The organism is Rhizobium sp. UBA1881, from assembly GCF_002338015.1.
Lineage (GTDB): Bacteria > Pseudomonadota > Alphaproteobacteria > Rhizobiales > Rhizobiaceae > Rhizobium.
Window position 1 is genome coordinate 1 of the sequence record NZ_DDHH01000097.1, and the last position, 16,634, is coordinate 16,634.

Here is a 16,634-nt window from a genome sequence, read left to right on the forward strand (position 1 = left end):
ACGGCTCCCGTTGGGGAGAAGGTGCCGGCAGGCGGATGAGGGGGCCTCACGGCACGACCCTCACCAATCAAACCTACCCACCAAACCCCACACCCTGCAGCGACGCGCCGAGCAACAGCGCACCCATCACGATGACAAGCAGTGCACCGAGCAGCTCGATGCCGTTGCCCACCCAGGTCGAAACGCGCGAGCCGTGGCCAGCGAGGCGCATGGCGGTGCCCTTGGCGGTGACGGCAAGCGTCGCGAGGATGGCGACGGTGATGGCGGTGCCGAGGGACATGGCGAAGACCGAGAGTACGCCGCCGAGATAGAGGCCATTCAGCAAGGAGAAGGTGAGCACCAGCAGGGCGCCGGAGCAGGGGCGCAGGCCGACGGCGACGATCGCCGACCAGGCCTCGCGGATACTGAATTTCTCCGCGCCTAGCATCGCGGGATCAGGCATGTGTGACTGGCCGCAGGTCTCGCAGGCCATGCCTGAAATGAACTTGTGGCCGGCCTTGGCGGCCTGGGTTTCGCCGAAGGCGTAGGAGCTGCTCTCGCCGCGCTGGTCTGCGTCCTGCCAGTCGAGCATCATGCTGACGGGGCCGGATGCCAGCGCTTCCTGCCTCGGCTGGAAAGCCGGGATGATGGCGCGCAGCTTGCGCAGCAACAGCCACAGGCCGAAGAGGATGACCATGACGAAGCTTGCGATCTCCATCGCCTGCGTGGCCATGGTGAGCGTGATGCCTGAGCCGCGCAGCACCAGCCAGGCGCCGCCGACGAGCAGGATCGCCACCACTCCCTGGACGAAGGCCGAGACGAAGGAAATGGCGACGCCGCGCTTCAGCTCGATCTCGTTGGCGATCATGTAGGAGGAGATGACGGCCTTGCCGTGGCCGGGGCCGGCGGCGTGGAAAACACCATAAGCAAACGACAGGCCAACCAGCGTGCCGAGATGCCAGGGATCCTGTCGCATCGCCTTCAGCGCGTTGGTTAGCGCGCGGTAGAAGGCCTGCTGTTCGTGATTGATGTAGAGAAAGAGCGGCGCCAGCGGGCCGCCGGAGGGCTGGAAGCTCGGCTCCGCCGTGCCGATGCCGAGCGGCGATTGCGCGTGCGCGGCGGCGAGGCCGGTGAGCAGTAGCAGGCCGGCAGCGTAGAGCAGCAGCGTGGGCTTGCGCCTCAGCATGTGACGTCCAGCTTGGTGGCAAAGAGCTTCGACATGTTGGTGCCGGTCGGATCGTTGAAGAAGGCGTCGGTCAGTGATTGCTTGTTCTGCGAGATCACCTGGTCGGCGTCGGGCCTGACCACCTGGTGCTTGCAGGCCTTGAAGGCGTCGCCGACGAGGATCATCTCCTTGTCGGTCGGAAAGTCGATCGAGGTGTAGAGCGTCGGATCGTAGACGCCGAAGGTGAGGTTGCCCTTGAGCGGCATCTTCTCGACCGGCTTGACGGCGAAGAACATCAAGAGCTGGCCGTCGCGGTAATCGACATGGATGATGTCGGGCTTCTGAACCGTGATGTTCTTCCCGTTCATCGTCAGGTTCATGTAGTAATCATAGTCGGCCAGCGAATCGCGGACCGTCTTGCCGACTTCGGCGAGCTCGTTCGGCTCCAGCTTCAGGTCGGTGTTCTTGTCGAAATCCATGACGACGGAGGAGGTGAAGACCTCGTCGAAGCGCCAGACGTTGCGGAACTCCGCTATATTGCCGTCATCGCCGGCGACGACTTCAAGGCGGGCCTCCACGAAGATATGCGGATGCGCGAAGGCTGCGGCGGGCACAAGCGTCAGAAAGCCGGCCGTCAGGAAAGTCGATATCTTCATGCGTCCGCTAACTTCATCTCTAGAGTTCGGGCCAAAAATTTAAATGCCGGAGAGGCGATAAATCCGGGTGGGGCGGCCCAAATCAGTTGCTGCGATCTTGCCGGAAAATGGGACCGAATTGGGACCGGAATTGTGTGGTTCCGGCTTAGGGGTGCTTCTTGAACCAATTGTGAAGATAGTCGACGAAAATGCGCACCTTGGCCGGCAGGTAGCGGCGGTGCGGATAGACCGCGTAGATGCCGCGATCGGTGGCGATATAGTCGTTGAACAGCGTCACCAGTTCGCCGCTCTCGATCGGCTTGCGGGCGATGAAATCGGGAATGAAGGCGATGCCGATGCCTGACAGTGCGGCGCGCAGCGTCGCATGCGGGCTGTTGACCTCGATCGGGCCGGAGACTGCGACGGCAAACGAGGTGCCGTCGGGGTTCTGAAAGCGGATGCTGCCCTGGCTGCGCGAGTTTGTGTCGATGATGAACGGCACGTTGGAGAGATCGGCCGGGTTCTGCAATTGCGGGTGACGCTCCAGAAACTCCGGCGTGGCGCAGAGATGAATGCGGAAATCCGAGATCTTGCGGGCGATCATGCCGGAATCCTCGAGCTTCGTCACGCGGATCGCCACGTCGAAGCCCTCCTCGATCAGGTCGACGAAGCGGTCGTCGGCGGAGATTTCAAGCTGGAGATCCGGGTTTTCGCGGGCGAAATCGATCAGCGACTGGCCGACATCGGCGTCGACATAAGTGCGCGGCACCGAGATTTTCAGCTTGCCCTTCAGCTGCGCATTGTTCTCGCGCACGAGATCGGCAAGGTTGTCGATCTCTTTCAGGATGTCGGAAGCGGTGCGATAATAGGTGTGGCCGGCCTCGGTCATCGAGAACTGGCGGGTGGTGCGGTTCAAAAGCAGCGCGCCAAGCTCATCCTCGAGCTCGCGGACATATTTGGACAGCAGCGCCTTGGACCGGCCGGTCTTGCGGGCGGCAGCGGAAAAACCCTCGGCTTCGACGACGTCGATGAAGGCGCGGATGCGGGTGAGGGTGTCCATGAGTGCTTTGCGGTCCTGATTTATATCCGGAATATCAATCAGATAATCCTACAGCAAAGGCAAGCGCGGTGTTCATGCGGCAATAGGTCCACGCATTTGGGCTGGCGCTTTTCGTTTTTTTGCGCAACCCCAAAAAAACTCTTGATTATGACCGCGAATATTCTTATTTCGACCTCAGCCCAAAGTCGCACGTGCCCATGGGTGTCCGCCGAACCCTCGAATTGGTGAGGAAATCGGTAAGGTACCTGGAATTAACCCCTCCAGTCGCTATTCCGGCCAACCGGAAAATGCGAGGACGCCTGAAGCAACGACGGTGCGGGCCTTTTTGTTCTCTCCCTGCTTTCCATCAGCGGGGGTTACTGAAGAGGCACACCTTCATTGCCGGAAGTGCGGTAGGGAATCCCCTCCAATCCATGGCAGACAAAGCCGAATCCATGTCGCTTTCGCGGCGTTGATTCATCATTCGCGCATTCGAGCGCTTGCTAAGGTTCCGGGGTCTCCACCGGCTGGTTCCTATGCGAGTGATCGGCTGCCCTTTGTCCTCCGGTTTTTCCGGAGCTCTGGAATTGAAAAGGGAATCGATATGACCACTCAGCGCATCCGCGACTTTCTCGCAACCCGACGTCCCGACGGTCCCTGCCTCGTGGTCGACCTCGACGTCGTGCGCGACAATTTCTCCGCTTTCCGTCACGCCATGCCTGACAGCGCCATCTACTATGCCGTCAAGGCAAACCCGGCTCCAGAAGTTCTGAAGCTGCTCGCCGACATGGGCTCCAACTTCGATTGCGCGTCCGTCGCCGAAATCGAAATGGCGCTCAATGCCGGTGCGACCGCTGCCCGTATCTCCTACGGCAACACGATCAAGAAGGAACGCGACGTTGCCCGCGCGCATGCGCTCGGCGTCAGCCTCTTTGCCGTCGACAGCCACGAGGAAGTCGAGAAGATCGCGCGTGCCGCTCCCGGCGCCCGCGTGTTCTGCCGCGTGCTCACCGATGGCGAAGGCGCCGAATGGCCGCTGTCGCGCAAGTTCGGCTGCGTGCCGCAGATGGCCGTCGACGTTCTCGTCTACGCGCATCAGCTGGGCCTCGAGTCCTACGGCGTGTCGTTCCACGTCGGTTCGCAGATGACCAAGGTCGATGCCTGGGATTCGGCTCTTGCCGATGCCAAGCGCGTCTTCGTTCAGCTGGCCAAGCAGGGCATCCACCTGCAGATGGTCAACATGGGCGGCGGCTTCCCGACTAAGTACCTGCGCGACGTTCCGTCGGCGGAAGCTTACGGTCGTGCGATCTACCAGAGCCTTCGTGACCACTTCGGCAACAACCTGCCGAAGACGATCATCGAGCCGGGCCGCGGCATGGTCGGCAATGCTGGCGTCATCAAGACGGAAGTCGTGCTGATCTCGAAGAAGTCGGACAACGATGCCGCTCGCTGGGTGTTCCTCGACATCGGCAAGTTCGGCGGTCTGGCCGAAACGATGGACGAAGCCATTCGTTACCCGATCCGCACCGAGCGCGACGGCGACGAAATGGAGCCCTGCATCATCGCCGGCCCGACCTGCGATTCCGCCGACGTGCTGTACGAAAAGAATCTCTACCCGCTGCCGCTCACCCTTTCGATCGGCGACGAGATCCTGATCGAAGGCACCGGCGCCTACACGACCACCTATTCGGCGGTCGCGTTCAACGGCTTCGAGCCGCTGAAGGCCTATATTATCTAGCACATGACCCTCGGATCGCAGATCCGAGAAAGGCTTATGTGCCAGTAAAGACCACGCTCGCCCCGTAGCCAGCCGGGGCGGCACCCTCACAATGATCTGACGATACCGTTTGAAACGGTTTTGAGTTCGGGAGGCCACGATGGCCGCTGTTCTTGATTCTGTCCGCGCATTCTTTGCGCATTCCATTTTCACCATCGACGCCGAAAATGCCGGCGATGTCGTTGCGCGCGAGAACCTGCTCGATCGCGCCATGGGCCCGAACCGCCGCCGCAAGTCGTCGGAAAAGATCCGCCGTGGCCGCGTGCCGGCCGAAGGCCTGGCGCTGGTTGCGCGTGATCGCGACGGTCACGTCATCGGCACCGTGCGCCTGTGGAACGTCGAAGCCGGCGTCAATGCCGATGGTACTGCCATCGACGCGCTGCTGCTTGGACCGCTGGCGGTCGATTCCAGCTTCGAGGGCAAGGGTGTCGGCTCGGCTCTGATGCGAGCCGCCATGCTGGAAGCCAAGACCCGTGGTCACGGCGCAATCCTGCTTGTGGGCGATGCCCCCTATTACGAGCGTTTCGGCTTCTTCGCCGCAAAGGCTCAGCATCTCGTCATGCCCGGTCCGTTCGAACGCTCGCGCTTTCTGGCGCTCGAGCTTGTCGAGGGCTGGCTTGACGGCGCGGCCGGCATGATCGTGCCCACGGGGCGGATGCTGGCCAGCGCGCCGATCCGCAGGGCGGCCTGACCGGCTAAGCCTCTCCCCTAAAGGGAGGGGCTTTTTTGTTTCATTTCCAGTTTCAGGAAATCAGTTTGAAGGGGCGCCGGAAGAGCCGGCGGACTATTATCCCCTCTGTATTCGCTTCGCCGTTTTCTAGCGGCGCTTACTTGACGACGCTTGCGTCGACCAGCTGTGTCCCGGCAGTCTGTACGATATTGTCCGGTATGGCGGCGATGAAAAACATCGTGAAAGCATAGACCGCGAATATGGTCGCTGCGGCTGTGGCCTTAAGAATCATTCATGCACTCCTAGTTCTCTGGTATCTAATGTGAGCGCAAAAGTCGGCTTTCCCAAGAGTTTTCTGAACGCCAGATGAACAAAAAACTGTGACGGTAAATTTTAACGATATTTTAGCAACACTGCAGCTTCGCCTTTATGGGGAAGAAATTCACTTTTCGTTCTAATAAAATGCAGAAAAAACAATCATATGGATGAAAATATGGGCGAGAATCATCCCCATGGCGTAGGCTCGGCACATCATGAACGCGTCATCGAGCAGGGAGCCGGGTTCATGAACCGGTTCGGTCTCCGTTCATAATTCGGCGCTCGATGACGGTCGCGAAAGGTCGAATCGGATGCCGTCAGGGCAAATGATTCGTCCGGGGACGCCAGATCGAGAGACGCTCCTGTCGGTCTGATGAAGCCGGAAAGCCTGAAACGATCGGGCAGGCGGACCAGCCTGACATCCACTACACCATACCTCGACCGCCTGCCTTCTCCCCTTTTTCACCGCCGCGGACAGACCGCGCGCGGATATTCCTGCTGCCTGCCGATCGGATGACTTGCCGCTGGCGCGATTCCGTAGGAATGTATTTTAGTGATCACTAATACGTGAGGGCGAACCTATGATGCGGTCTCTACTTCTTTCCATTTCCTGCGCCTGCCTGCTGTCGCTTGCCGGCGCGTCGACTTCCTTTGCAGCGATCAAGACGGTGACGGCGAAGCCGACGGCCGAGACGATGGCACCGGGAGAATCCGTGCTCTTCGACGACAAAAAATGTCCGGCGGGGATGATTGCGAAATTCACCAAGGCGCAAAAGCGGCCCTCAGTGTCACGCCGATGCGTGCATCAGTGACCTTGAGCCAAGCGCGATCATAAGGTTTCACATCCATGTGAGTTTGAAGGGACGGCCGATGATTTGATCGGCCGCCCGTCATAGATAATGGCGCATGATCAAGCGCCTCGCCCTTCTCCTCATCCTGTCGCTCACGCCAGCTATCGCCTTCGCGCAGCAGGCCAACCCGGTTGCCACGCTGCTTGATGGCGGCGCGTCGCGCGAGGAGTTGCGGCCGCTGAAGGCTGTCGTTGTCGCCAGGGATGGCGAGATCATCGCCGAGCATGGCTATCGCGGGCATTCGACCGGTGAGTCCGTCAACATCAAGTCGGCCTCCAAGTCGATCATCTCGAGCCTTGTCGGCATCGCCATTGAGAAAGGCCTGCTGGAAGGGCCGGATCAGAAGATCGCGCCGATCCTGAAGGCCGACCTGCCCGATAATCCGGACCCGAGGCTCGGTCAGATCACCATCGGCAATCTGCTCTCGATGCAGGCGGGGCTTGGTCGCCTGTCGGGCCCCGATTACGGGCGCTTCGTGTCGTCGCGCAACTGGGTGCGGTTCGCGCTCGCGCAGCCGTTCGCCGATGCGCCGGGCGGGCAGATGCTCTATTCCACAGCCTCGACGCATCTGCTCTCGGCGATCCTGACCAAGGTCGGCGGGAAATCGACGCTCGCCTTGGCGCGGGAGTGGCTGGCCCCCGTCGATGGTTTTCGCATCGGCGCATGGGAGCGGGATCCGCAGGGGATCTACCTCGGCGGCAACCAGATGGCGATGACCGCTCGCTCGCTGCTTGCCTTCGGCGAGCTCTATCGCAACGGCGGCAAGGCTCCAGATGGCACGCAGGTCGTTCCCGCCGATTGGGTCGCCCAGTCTTGGCAGCATCGCACCAATTCGCGCTTCTCGGGCGATGACTACGGCTATGGCTGGTTCTCGCGGCAGATCGGTGGCGAACAGGTGCATTTCGGCTGGGGCTATGGCGGCCAGATGCTCTACATCGTGCCGTCGCTGAAGCTCACCGTCGTGATGACGTCCGACGAAAACGGCCCCTCGGCGAGAACAGGCTATCGCGATGCGCTGCACGGGTTTCTCTCCGAGATCATCGCCGCCGCACGCCCTGTCTGAGCGGGCTTTCAGCGCATTGGTTAAAATGCGACCAAGCCTCACAATCAAACCGCAATAGCGATCTCGTAGTGTGTCCGCGCCGGTGGATTGGAGGCGCGTACATGATTTTGGATCTGCGGACGATCTACGTCGTCTCCGCCATGACGCTGCTGGTTCTCGGAAGCGCGCATATGGTGAGCTATTGGACCGGGCGGTTCGGCCGCTGGCCGGCCTGGTGGGGCGCCAGCTATCTGGTGCTCGGCGTCGGCACGCTGCTCGTCTGCCTGCGCAATTTCATCCCCTATGTGCTGTCGATCCAGCTGGGCAATGTGCTGACCATCGCCGGCTACCTGCTGTCGTTCTTCGCCATCCGCGTGCTCGCCGGCCGGCCGGTGTCGATGCTTGCCTGCGCGCTGGCGCTGGTCTGCATCAGCCTCCCGGTCGCGGCTCTACCATCAGGCGATATGTCTGTGTCGACGCGGCTGCTCTATGTCTCGGCCATCTGCTGCCTGTGCGATCTGGCGGTGCTGCGCGAGGGGATCGGCATCTACAGGCGCGAGAAGCTTTTCTCGGCGGGGTTGCTGGCATGGCTTTATCTGCCGACGGCGGCGATTTTCCTGGTGCGCAGCGTCATGGCGGCAACGGGCGAGATTGCGGGTCCCGACCCTTATGGCGCCACCGTCGCCCATAGCTGGATGGCATCGACGGCGGTCATTTTCCTGGCGCTGCGCAGCATGCTGATCGTGCTGATGGCGGCCGAGCGCAACAGGAGCGAACTGATTGCGCTGGCGCATCATGATCCGCTGACGGGAGCGCTCAATCGTGGCGGGCTGGCGCAGCGGCTGCCGGTGCGCGGTGCCCACGCGTTGGCGCTCCTGGTGGTCGATATCGATCATTTCAAGCAGCTGAACGACCAGCACGGCCATCTTGTCGGGGACGATGTGCTCCGGCTGTTTTCAAGTGCTGCGCGCAGCGTATTGCGGCCCGATGATCTCCTGTCGCGCCACGGCGGCGACGAGTTTCTCGTGGTGCTGAAGAATACCGCCGAGGATGGGGCGATTGCCGTCGCCGAGCGGATGCGGCTGGCATTCTCGGAGCAGGTTTCGGCGATGGCGCTATTCGCGTCGCTTCCGACGCTCAGCATCGGCGTCGCTGCCTGCCACGGCCCAGATATCGACTTCAAGAAGCTCCTGGAGCGGGCCGATACGGCACTCTACGCTTCCAAGCGGCGGGGCCGCGACCGGGTGGAGGCATCGCCGGCGCAGGCGGCCTAGAGCATTTCCGCGTTTCTTCGAAACGCAAAAATGCTCTATCTATTTGTTATTACGCAATTCCGGACGCAAAACCGCGCTGCACTTTTGCTGAAATTGCTCTAGCCCGAACTCAGATATTCTGATCCATGCTTTCGGCGGGGATTTCGCTGGCCGAATGGATGCGCACCACCGCTGCCGGAACGCCCGCCACCGTGCAATGGGCTGGAACCGGCTTCACCACCACGCTGCCGGCCGCCACCTTGCTAAAGGCGCCGATCTCGATATTGCCGAGGATTTTGGCGCCGGCGCCGATCATCACACCGCGGCGGATCTTCGGGTGGCGGTCTCCGGTTTCCTTGCCGGTACCGCCGAGCGTGACGCCCTGGAGGATAGAGACTTCGTCCTCGATGACAGCCGTTTCGCCAATGACGATGCCGGAGCCGTGGTCGAGCATGATGCCGGAGCCGATCCTCGCGGCCGGGTGGATGTCCGGGCCGAAGACCAGCGAGGCGAGATTAGCAAGCCAGCTGGCGATCTCGACGCGGCCGTCGTTCCACAATTTGTGGGCGGCGCGGTGGATCTGCAGGGCGTGAAAGCCCTTCAGATTGAGCAGCGCATGCAGATAGGTCGTGCAGGCCGGATCGCGCTTGCGCACCGCCATCAGGTCGGCCTGGACCTCGGTGAGGATATCAGGGGTCAGCGTCTCCTGGAGAAGCGTCGTCAGAGCCGCCGTATCGACATCGGCGCGAGAGAGACGCGCGGCGAGCACGCGGGCAACGATCGTCGCGCTATCCGCAGCCTCGATCACCTGCGATGTCAAAAGAGGCCGCAGCACCGGTTCGCGTTCGCACAGCGCCAGGGCCTCGGCGCGGATCAACACCCATGCCGAGGCATCGTTGGCGGCTGCGGTTTCGGCGATGGCGGTTCTGGTCTGCGACATCTGGCTCAGCTCTCTGTTTTCACGCCAATTGTTTTCAAGCGTGTCTTATCCCGAAACCGGTGTTTAGTCTCGGGATATGTCTCTTAAAGCGTGTCGCGACCCTTCGGATTCGCTCGTCACGCTTTAAGTTTTTGTTCTGTCGCATATCGGTGCCGCAAAACCGCTGCACACTTTTGCGCGACATGCTTTAGGCGGCGATATCGACCACGCCGCAATCGCCGGCTTCCGAAGCGAAGGCCAGAAGCTTGCCGTTCTTGCTCCAGCTCATGGCGGTAATCGCACCCTTGCCGGGGCGGCGGATCAGCGCTTCCTTGCTGTCGGCGAGGCGAACGGCGAGGATCATGCCGTCGATGAAGCCGATGGCGAGAATGTCCTCGGCCGGGTGGAACTTGACCGATGTCGCCATGATGTTGGCGCGGGTGCCGAGTTCGAGCGGCGCCTTGCCCATCGGGCCGTCCTTGCCCTGGAAGGGCCAGACGATGGCGGCCGGGGCGCCTGATGAGGCGAGCCACTTGCCCTTGGCCGACCAGGAGAGCGACTTCACCTTGGCGGGGTAGCCGGTCATGCGCATGTGGCGGGCTTCGGAGCCGGGCTTGATGTCGAGCTTCCAGCCGTGCAGCGCGTTTTCCTGCATTGTCGTGACGAGGAAGTTGCCATCCGGCGAGAAGGTGACGCCTGTGTGGGCGCCCTTCCATTCGAGATCGACAGGCTTGGCGTCGCCCGCCACCCAATGCAGCGAGACGCCATTATAGCGGGCGGCGGCGACGCGCATGCCCTTGGGCGCGAAGGCGAGGCCTTCGACGGTGCGTTCCTCGGTGAATTCGCGGGTGGTGCCGTCAGAAAGGCGAACGATCGCGCTCTTGCCGTGGGAATAGGCGATGGCGCCCTGCGGGCCGGCGGCGAGCTGCGAGATCCACTTGCGCGGCGCATGCGCCAACTCGGTGACGCTGCCATCGGCGGCAATCCGCAGCACCTTGCCGTCTTCGCCGCCCGAGATCAGGCTTTCGCTATAGGGATCGCGGATGCAGGTGAGCATGCCCTGATGGGCTTCGGTGACCTTCTCCGAGCCATCCAGCCGGTGAAACGTGCCGGTGGCGCTGGCGAAGAAGGGGGTATCACCTAAAAATTCGACGGCCAGGATATGGCCGTCGATATCAAACGGGGCAACAGTCGGCATCAGGCAGAGGCCTCGCACGCCTTGAAGGAGGCTTCGAGCTTTTCGCGGTCAAGCTCGCGGCCGATGAAGACGAGACGCGTCTCGCGCTTCTCGCCGTCCTTCCAGGCACGCTGGTGGTCGCCTTCGATGATCATGTGCACGCCCTGAACAACGTAGCGCTCGGCATCGCCCTTAAACGCGATGATGCCCTTTAGGCGCAGGATGTTCGGGCCCTGCGTCTGGGTGATCTTCTGGATCCAGGGGAAGAAGCGATCCGGATTCATCTCGCCGCCGCGCAGCGACACCGACTGCACCGTCACGTCATGGATCGGGGAGACGGCGCCATGGTGATGGTGGTCGTGCCCGTGATCATGGTGATGATCGTGCCCGTGGTCATGATCATGGTGGTGATGATCGTGATCATGGTCGTGCGCATGGTGATGGTGGCCATGGTCGTGGCCGCAATCGGGACCGCAGACATGGTCGGGGTGATCGTGGTCGAGGAAGTGCGGGTCGTTTTCGAGCGCGCGTTCCAGGTTGAAGGCGCCTTGGTCGAGCACGCGGGCGAGATCGACGCCGGAGCGGCTGGTCTTGTAGACGCGGGCGGACGGGTTGATGGCGCGAACGACGTCTTCGATCTGCGCCAGCTCTTCCGGGGTGACGAGGTCGGTCTTGTTGATCAGCACGACGTCGGCGAAAGCGATCTGGTCTTCGGCCTCGCGGCTATCCTTCAGGCGCAGCGGCAGGTGCTTGGCATCGACGAGGGCGACCACGGCATCGAGCTCGGTCTTGGCGCGGACGTCGTCATCCATGAAGAAGGTCTGGGCAACAGGCACCGGATCGGCAAGGCCGGTCGTCTCGACGATGATGCCGTCGAAACGGCCGGGACGGCGCATCAGGCCTTCGACGACGCGGATCAGGTCGCCGCGCACCGTGCAGCAGACGCAGCCGTTGTTCATCTCGTAGATCTCTTCGTCGGATTCGACGATGAGGTCATTGTCGATGCCGATCTCGCCGAACTCGTTGACGATGACGGCATACTTCTTGCCATGCGCTTCCGTCAGGATGCGGTTCAACAGCGTCGTCTTGCCGGCGCCGAGGTAGCCGGTGAGAACGGTGACGGGGATGGGCTTGGGTTGCGTCTGGAGAGCGTCGGTCATGAGAACCTCGATAGGTGGGGGCTTGCTCGGGTTTTGTCCCGGGCCTTTCAAATTCGTCGTCTCATATAAGGGGTGCGGCGCGGCAGTTCAAAGGGATTCGTATGTTATAAGATCACATTAGGATGTGGAGGCCGCGATCGCCGACGGGATATCGGTCTGGGCGAAGTCGTTGCCGATGAAAAGCAGGGGGCAATTGAATTCCTTGGCCGTTGCGTAGGAGAAGCAATCACCGAAGTTAAGCGAGGCGGAATGGAAGTTCTTGCCCCACGAACGGTAGGCGGCTGCCGCGAGTTCTGCGCGTCCTGGTGTGACGTCGATTATCTGCACAGCGGCGGAAGCAAGAAGTTCTTTCATCTCCTCCGAAAATCCTCTCCGCGCAGCAACGATCGATGCCTCGACCACCGTTCCAGCTGAAATCAGGATCAGTTCCGCGCTTTCGAATGTGTCGAGGCAGGATGGCCCCAGGCGTTCTTCCGCCAATATCGCAATCAAAGCCGAGGTGTCGACGGCAATCACTTGGGCAAGCCGTCTTCGTCGTAGAGAAAATCCTGGCTGTGAGCGGCATCCGGACCAGGCGGCAGGTTCTTCTGCCTTATCTCCTCGCGCAACCTGCTGATCAGCCGGGACTTCTCCTCACGGCTGAGTGGTGGCCTTGTGGCGTCGTTCCGCAGGCGCTGAATGAACTGTTCCCGCTTGACCGGATCATCGATGAATGTGGTTGCCGCCTCAATTCGAGCGGCGGGCTGGCCGTCCTGCGTTAACACGATCTCTTCGCCCTGATTGGCAAGGCGGACCAATTCTGTAAGCTGTCCTTCGGCCTCTTTCACGGAAATGCGCATGCGGGCCTCCTTGGTGAGCCACTGCGATTACAATCAATATGATGAAAACACCGGGCCGATACAAGCGGCCCGCTATGTCAGCGCGTCGACGTCGAAGGCATCCACATCCTGCAGCAATTCCACCAGGCCCTTTACCGCGTGGGCGATCAGCGCCTCGCCCTTTGCGGCCGTTGCCTTGGCGGCGTTGCCGGCGACGCCTTTGTCGTTGAGGTCCGACATCTTCCAGCCGAAGGCGTGCTGGCCGTAGGCGCGCAGGTGCTTGTAGCGGGCAGCGAAGTCGGATTGGCGGGAAGGGAAGTTCTCGGCCTTGGCCATGTCCACCTTCTCCGGGTGCAACGCCAGCATCACCGAGGTCTCGATATCGCCGCCGTGGATGTCGATCGCCCTTTCTTCCGGCGAGATCACCCCATCGGGCAGGCCGAAGCGGGTCCAGCTGGTGGCGACGGCGAGCATGTTGAAGCGCACGCGGGCTTCTGTCGCGACAACGGTCATCAGTGGAGAATTGCCGCCATGAGCGTTGAGCATGACGAATTTGCGGATGCCCTGTTGCGACATTTTCTCGGCGATGCCGAGCCAGCGTTCGATCGCCTCGCCGTAGGTCAGCGTTTGTGTTCCTGTCACATCCATATGCTCGATTGAGTAGCCGACTGATTCCGTCGGCAGGAAGGTTACCGGAAGCGTTTTGGGAAGCGCGGTTTTGAGCCTGCTAACGATGCCGTCGGCGATCAGCGTGTCGGTGTCGAAGGGAAGGTGGGGGCCGTGCTGTTCATGGGCGCCGAGCGGCAGGACAACGATGTGCCGCTCGCGCTCCGCACCAGAAAATTGCGGATCGTGGTCGTCGAACTCGGTCGCTGGCGCGTTCATCCGGCTAAGGCCTCTTGTTTATGACGAGATCATGCGCAATGTCATAACGCAACGATCTCAATGCTTAATGCATAAGCCTTTAAATCAAAATGGATTTGGAGGAAGGCTTAGGCGCCAAATGAAACTGTTGCCGTCCCTCTCAACCTCAATTGGGGCAGGGCGCGGCAAGATCAAAGGGACGGCAATGGGTAAGAAGCACAAGGACGGCAAGAAGCAGAAGTCGAAGAAGAAGGACCAGACCGAGTATACGGTGGTCGATCTTTCTCCGGCTTTGACGCAGGCCGCCCGCTCGATGCGCACCGTGCTCTCCCGCAACCTTCTGGAGAGCGGGCTCTATGCCGGGCAGGATGGCGTCATCACGTCTCTCGCCGAAAGCGACGGCATGACGGCAGGGGCGCTGGCGCACAAGCTTGGCGTCAAGGCGCCGACCATGACGCGCACGATCGGCCGCATGGAGGCGCAGGGCTTTCTCGAGCGCAAGGCCGATGCCGACGACGCGCGCCTCACCAAGGTCTATCTCACCGATCTCGGCCGTGGCAGTGTTGCTGCCATCGAGCAGGCCGCGACCGCCTGCGACCGGCTGGCGACACTCGACTTTTCCGAGAAGGAAATCCGCAATCTGGTGCGGCTTTTGAAGGCGATCGACGGCAATCTGCAGGCCGATGCCATCGTGCTCGACGAGCCGGATGAAATCTGACGGTTTTGTGAAATTAGAAATTGCCTGCTCCGGTTTAATCTTTTAATTAAACATTTTAAGGACGCTCGGCTCACAGCTGGCCGGGTGCATATGTTCATCGCGCGTCACAGTCCTTCCGCGCGATCCGGGAGGCACAGTGGCGCAGAAGATCAAGCTTTCGACGATCGCCGAAACGCTCGGCATTTCCACCGCAACCGTATCCCTTGCGCTTCGCGACAGTCCGCTGGTCGCCGGCGCCACCCGCGACAAGATCAAGGAGCAGGCGCGCGCGCTCGGCTATATCTACAATCGCCGCGCGGCCAGCCTGCGCACCTCGCGCTCGGGCATCATCGGCGTCGTCGTGCACGACATCATGAACCCGTTCTACGGGGAAATCCTGAAGGCGATCGAAAGCGAGCTCGACCGCAGCCGGCACACCTTCATTCTCTCCAACCATTACGATTCCGTCGAAAAGCAGCGCACCTTCATCGAGACGCTGCTGCAGCTCGGCGGCGATGGCGTCATCATGTCGCCGGCGATCGGCACGCCGCCGGAGGACATGCAGCTTGCCGAAGATAACGGCATGCCGGCCATTCTCGTCGCCCGCTCCATGGACGGATCGGAGCTGCCGACCTATCGCGGCGACGACAGCTACGGCATCTCGCTTGCCACCAATCATCTGATCGGCCTCGGCCACCGCTCGATCGCCATGATCGGCGGCACCGACCAGACGTCCACCGGCCGCGACCGCTACCAGGGTTATGTGAATGCGCTGCGCAAGGCAGAGATCGAGGTCGATCCCGGCCTGCGCATTCCCGGCCCCCGCTCTATGCAGGGCGGCTTCGAGGCGGCGGTGCATTTCCTGTCGCTGCCGCAGAAGCCCACGGCCGCCGTCTGCTGGAACGATCTGGTCGCCATCGGCCTCATGAACGGCATTGCCCGCGCAGGTCTGGTGCCCGGCACCGATATTTCCGTTACCGGTTATGACGATCTCGAGGAGGCGTCGATCTCGATGCCGGCGCTGACAACCGTGTGGAACGGCCAGGCCGAAGTCGGCCGGCTCGCCGCCCGCGCGCTTCTCGATCGCCTCGCCGGCAGCCACGAACCCGACGGCATCCATCTCATCAAGCCCGAGATGCGCATCCGCCAATCGACCAGCCCCTTCCGGCCCCGGTCATAATCCCGCCCTTCATCCCAAGTCATCAAGGGCGCGCGACAAATCGAAGAGGAAAAGCAATGTCCCGTACCGCTGTTCTCGTTCCGGGGAAAATGCACGAGCGCGTTCTGGCGCGCCTGCGGCAAGGTTTTGACGTCATCGAGGCCGACGCCAAGTCGCTCGATGCGCAGACCGCAGGCCGTATTCGCGGTGTCGCCGTATCTGGCACCTTCTCCGCCGCCGATATCGATGCGCTGTCCAATCTGGAGCTGATCTCCAGCTTCGGCGTCGGCTATGACAATGTCGATGCCAGGTATGCCGCGACCAGGGGTATCGTCGTCACGAATACCCCCGATGTCCTCAACGACGAAGTGGCCGATACCGCGATCGGGCTGCTGCTCAACACCATCCGCGAATTTCCGCGCGCCGAAAACTGGCTGCGCGCCGGCAACTGGAAGCCGGGGCAGAGCTATCCGCTGTCGCGTTTCTCGCTGAAGGGCCGCCATGTCGGCTTCTACGGTCTCGGCCGCATCGGCCAGGAGATCGCCAAGCGGCTGGAGCCGTTCAAGGTGAAGATCAGCTATCACACGCGCACGCGCAACGAGGCGCTGCCTTATGATCACTATCCGACGCTGGAGGGCCTCGCCGAAGCCGTCGATACGATGATCGCAATCGTTCCGAAGACGCCGCAGACGCACAGAACCGTCAATGCCGATATCCTGAAGGCGCTCGGGCCGGATGGCGTATTCGTCAATGTCGGGCGCGGCTGGACCGTCGATGAGGATGCGCTGATCGAGACGCTGTCCTCGGGTGCCTTGGGTGCTGCCGGTCTCGATGTGTTCTACGACGAACCGAACGTTCCAGCGGCGCTGATGGCGCTGCCGAACGCCGTGCTCTTGCCGCATCTCGCCTCGGGCTCGGTTCCGACCCGTAATGCTATGGCCGATCTGGTGGTCGACAATCTCGTTGGGTGGTTCGATGCCCGCAAGCCGCTGACGCCTGTGGCCGAGACGCCCGTCAAGGGGTGATGGGTTTTGGGGCGGTGCTCTGTGGCCGCCCTCGCGGTTGCTCCATCCCCGTTGCATTCTTGGATGCGTGCTTAGATCCTCGGCAC

General features: G+C 61.6%; 18 protein-coding genes. 8 read left to right on the forward strand and 10 right to left on the reverse strand.

The genetic code is table 11. From position 1 onward, the window contains the following. Positions 1 to 73: 73 nt before the first annotated feature. The 3 genes from B3605_RS12250 to B3605_RS12260 form a co-directional block, all read right to left on the reverse strand. Positions 74 to 1,165 (reverse strand): nickel/cobalt transporter, encoded by a 1,092-nt coding sequence (locus B3605_RS12250; protein ID WP_112945760.1) that lies wholly within the window; start codon positions 1,163 to 1,165, stop codon positions 74 to 76. After that, complete coding sequence (locus B3605_RS12255; protein ID WP_018901947.1) at positions 1,159 to 1,800, reverse strand: DUF1007 family protein; 642 nt, start codon at positions 1,798 to 1,800, stop codon at positions 1,159 to 1,161. Before B3605_RS12255 ends, B3605_RS12250 begins: the two co-directional genes overlap by 7 nt. A gap of 145 nt (positions 1,801 to 1,945) precedes the next feature. Then, positions 1,946 to 2,839 (reverse strand): LysR family transcriptional regulator, encoded by an 894-nt coding sequence (locus B3605_RS12260; RefSeq protein ID WP_018901946.1) that lies wholly within the window; start codon positions 2,837 to 2,839, stop codon positions 1,946 to 1,948. Between the two features lie 583 nt (positions 2,840 to 3,422). On the opposite strand from B3605_RS12260, the gene odc2 reads away from it, so the two are divergent. After that, positions 3,423 to 4,556 (forward strand): ornithine/lysine decarboxylase, encoded by a 1,134-nt coding sequence (gene odc2, locus B3605_RS12265; RefSeq protein ID WP_112945759.1) that lies wholly within the window; start codon positions 3,423 to 3,425, stop codon positions 4,554 to 4,556. A 139-nt stretch (positions 4,557 to 4,695) separates the two neighbouring features. Beyond that, entirely contained in the window at positions 4,696 to 5,286 is a 591-nt protein-coding gene (locus B3605_RS12270) for a GNAT family N-acetyltransferase (protein WP_111564899.1), read from the forward strand. 136 nt (positions 5,287 to 5,422) lie between these two features. Here B3605_RS12270 and B3605_RS12275 read toward each other — a convergent pair whose 3' ends face one another. Beyond that, positions 5,423 to 5,557 (reverse strand): hypothetical protein, encoded by a 135-nt coding sequence (locus B3605_RS12275; RefSeq protein ID WP_018901941.1) that lies wholly within the window; start codon positions 5,555 to 5,557, stop codon positions 5,423 to 5,425. Between the two features lie 610 nt (positions 5,558 to 6,167). Here B3605_RS12275 and B3605_RS25755 point away from each other — a divergent pair. The 3 genes from B3605_RS25755 to B3605_RS12285 all read left to right on the forward strand — a co-directional run bounded on the left by B3605_RS25755 (position 6,168) and on the right by B3605_RS12285 (position 8,750). Continuing rightward, positions 6,168 to 6,395, forward strand: coding sequence for a DUF6719 family protein (locus tag B3605_RS25755; protein ID WP_349677255.1), 228 nt, complete (start codon positions 6,168 to 6,170; stop codon positions 6,393 to 6,395). A gap of 94 nt (positions 6,396 to 6,489) precedes the next feature. Continuing rightward, positions 6,490 to 7,497 (forward strand): serine hydrolase domain-containing protein, encoded by a 1,008-nt coding sequence (locus B3605_RS12280; RefSeq protein WP_112945757.1) that lies wholly within the window; start codon positions 6,490 to 6,492, stop codon positions 7,495 to 7,497. A 101-nt stretch (positions 7,498 to 7,598) separates the two neighbouring features. Next, positions 7,599 to 8,750, forward strand: a complete 1,152-nt coding sequence (locus tag B3605_RS12285; RefSeq protein WP_112945756.1) for a GGDEF domain-containing protein — start codon at positions 7,599 to 7,601, stop codon at positions 8,748 to 8,750. 109 nt (positions 8,751 to 8,859) lie between these two features. On the opposite strand, the gene cysE is transcribed toward B3605_RS12285, so the two are convergent. The 6 genes from cysE to B3605_RS12315 form a co-directional block, all read right to left on the reverse strand. Beyond that, positions 8,860 to 9,669 (reverse strand): serine O-acetyltransferase, encoded by an 810-nt coding sequence (gene cysE / locus B3605_RS12290; protein ID WP_112945755.1) that lies wholly within the window; start codon positions 9,667 to 9,669, stop codon positions 8,860 to 8,862. 187 nt (positions 9,670 to 9,856) lie between these two features. Beyond that, positions 9,857 to 10,846 (reverse strand): WD40 repeat domain-containing protein, encoded by a 990-nt coding sequence (locus B3605_RS12295; protein ID WP_112945754.1) that lies wholly within the window; start codon positions 10,844 to 10,846, stop codon positions 9,857 to 9,859. Next, the gene (locus B3605_RS12300; protein WP_112945753.1) at positions 10,846 to 11,985 is read right to left on the reverse strand and encodes a CobW family GTP-binding protein; all 1,140 of its coding nucleotides are present in this window, start codon (positions 11,983 to 11,985) and stop codon (positions 10,846 to 10,848) included. The genes B3605_RS12295 and B3605_RS12300 overlap by 1 nt, the downstream gene beginning before the upstream one ends. A gap of 117 nt (positions 11,986 to 12,102) precedes the next feature. Continuing rightward, entirely contained in the window at positions 12,103 to 12,501 is a 399-nt protein-coding gene (locus tag B3605_RS12305) for a type II toxin-antitoxin system VapC family toxin (RefSeq protein ID WP_112945752.1), read from the reverse strand. Further along, on the reverse strand, positions 12,498 to 12,824 hold the full coding sequence (locus tag B3605_RS12310) for a type II toxin-antitoxin system Phd/YefM family antitoxin (protein WP_112945751.1): 327 nt from the start codon (positions 12,822 to 12,824) through the stop codon (positions 12,498 to 12,500). The genes B3605_RS12305 and B3605_RS12310 overlap by 4 nt, the downstream gene beginning before the upstream one ends. Before the next feature lie 72 nt (positions 12,825 to 12,896). Then, a complete protein-coding gene (locus B3605_RS12315; protein WP_112945750.1) occupies positions 12,897 to 13,688 on the reverse strand; it encodes a creatininase family protein in 792 nt (263 codons plus the stop codon). A gap of 184 nt (positions 13,689 to 13,872) precedes the next feature. On the opposite strand from B3605_RS12315, the gene B3605_RS12320 reads away from it, so the two are divergent. The 3 genes from B3605_RS12320 (at position 13,873) to B3605_RS12330 (ending at position 16,548) form a co-directional block, all read left to right on the forward strand. Next, complete coding sequence (locus tag B3605_RS12320; protein WP_026283624.1) at positions 13,873 to 14,385, forward strand: MarR family winged helix-turn-helix transcriptional regulator; 513 nt, start codon at positions 13,873 to 13,875, stop codon at positions 14,383 to 14,385. 136 nt (positions 14,386 to 14,521) lie between these two features. Continuing rightward, positions 14,522 to 15,544, forward strand: a complete 1,023-nt coding sequence (locus B3605_RS12325; protein WP_018901930.1) for a LacI family DNA-binding transcriptional regulator — start codon at positions 14,522 to 14,524, stop codon at positions 15,542 to 15,544. A gap of 56 nt (positions 15,545 to 15,600) precedes the next feature. Further along, entirely contained in the window at positions 15,601 to 16,548 is a 948-nt protein-coding gene (locus B3605_RS12330) for a 2-hydroxyacid dehydrogenase (RefSeq protein ID WP_112945749.1), read from the forward strand. Positions 16,549 to 16,634 lie beyond the last annotated feature (86 nt).

What these genes read in the sequence shown, in the direction of transcription:
- B3605_RS12330 (WP_112945749.1), top strand. Translation starts at nt 15,601, where the DNA reads ATGTCCCGTACCGCTGTTCTCGTTCCGGGGAAAATGCACGAGCGCGTT.
- B3605_RS12315 (WP_112945750.1), bottom strand. Translation starts at nt 13,688, where the DNA reads ATGAACGCGCCAGCGACCGAGTTCGACGACCACGATCCGCAATTTTCT.
- B3605_RS12310 (WP_112945751.1), bottom strand. Translation starts at nt 12,824, where the DNA reads ATGCGCATTTCCGTGAAAGAGGCCGAAGGACAGCTTACAGAATTGGTC.
- B3605_RS12250 (WP_112945760.1), bottom strand. Translation starts at nt 1,165, where the DNA reads ATGCTGAGGCGCAAGCCCACGCTGCTGCTCTACGCTGCCGGCCTGCTA.
- odc2 (WP_112945759.1), top strand. Translation starts at nt 3,423, where the DNA reads ATGACCACTCAGCGCATCCGCGACTTTCTCGCAACCCGACGTCCCGAC.
- B3605_RS12285 (WP_112945756.1), top strand. Translation starts at nt 7,599, where the DNA reads ATGATTTTGGATCTGCGGACGATCTACGTCGTCTCCGCCATGACGCTG.
- B3605_RS12275 (WP_018901941.1), bottom strand. Translation starts at nt 5,557, where the DNA reads ATGATTCTTAAGGCCACAGCCGCAGCGACCATATTCGCGGTCTATGCT.
- B3605_RS12300 (WP_112945753.1), bottom strand. Translation starts at nt 11,985, where the DNA reads ATGACCGACGCTCTCCAGACGCAACCCAAGCCCATCCCCGTCACCGTT.
- B3605_RS12255 (WP_018901947.1), bottom strand. Translation starts at nt 1,800, where the DNA reads ATGAAGATATCGACTTTCCTGACGGCCGGCTTTCTGACGCTTGTGCCC.
- B3605_RS25755 (WP_349677255.1), top strand. Translation starts at nt 6,168, where the DNA reads ATGCGGTCTCTACTTCTTTCCATTTCCTGCGCCTGCCTGCTGTCGCTT.
- B3605_RS12270 (WP_111564899.1), top strand. Translation starts at nt 4,696, where the DNA reads ATGGCCGCTGTTCTTGATTCTGTCCGCGCATTCTTTGCGCATTCCATT.
- B3605_RS12295 (WP_112945754.1), bottom strand. Translation starts at nt 10,846, where the DNA reads ATGCCGACTGTTGCCCCGTTTGATATCGACGGCCATATCCTGGCCGTC.
- B3605_RS12320 (WP_026283624.1), top strand. Translation starts at nt 13,873, where the DNA reads ATGGGTAAGAAGCACAAGGACGGCAAGAAGCAGAAGTCGAAGAAGAAG.
- B3605_RS12260 (WP_018901946.1), bottom strand. Translation starts at nt 2,839, where the DNA reads ATGGACACCCTCACCCGCATCCGCGCCTTCATCGACGTCGTCGAAGCC.
- B3605_RS12280 (WP_112945757.1), top strand. Translation starts at nt 6,490, where the DNA reads ATGATCAAGCGCCTCGCCCTTCTCCTCATCCTGTCGCTCACGCCAGCT.
- cysE (WP_112945755.1), bottom strand. Translation starts at nt 9,669, where the DNA reads ATGTCGCAGACCAGAACCGCCATCGCCGAAACCGCAGCCGCCAACGAT.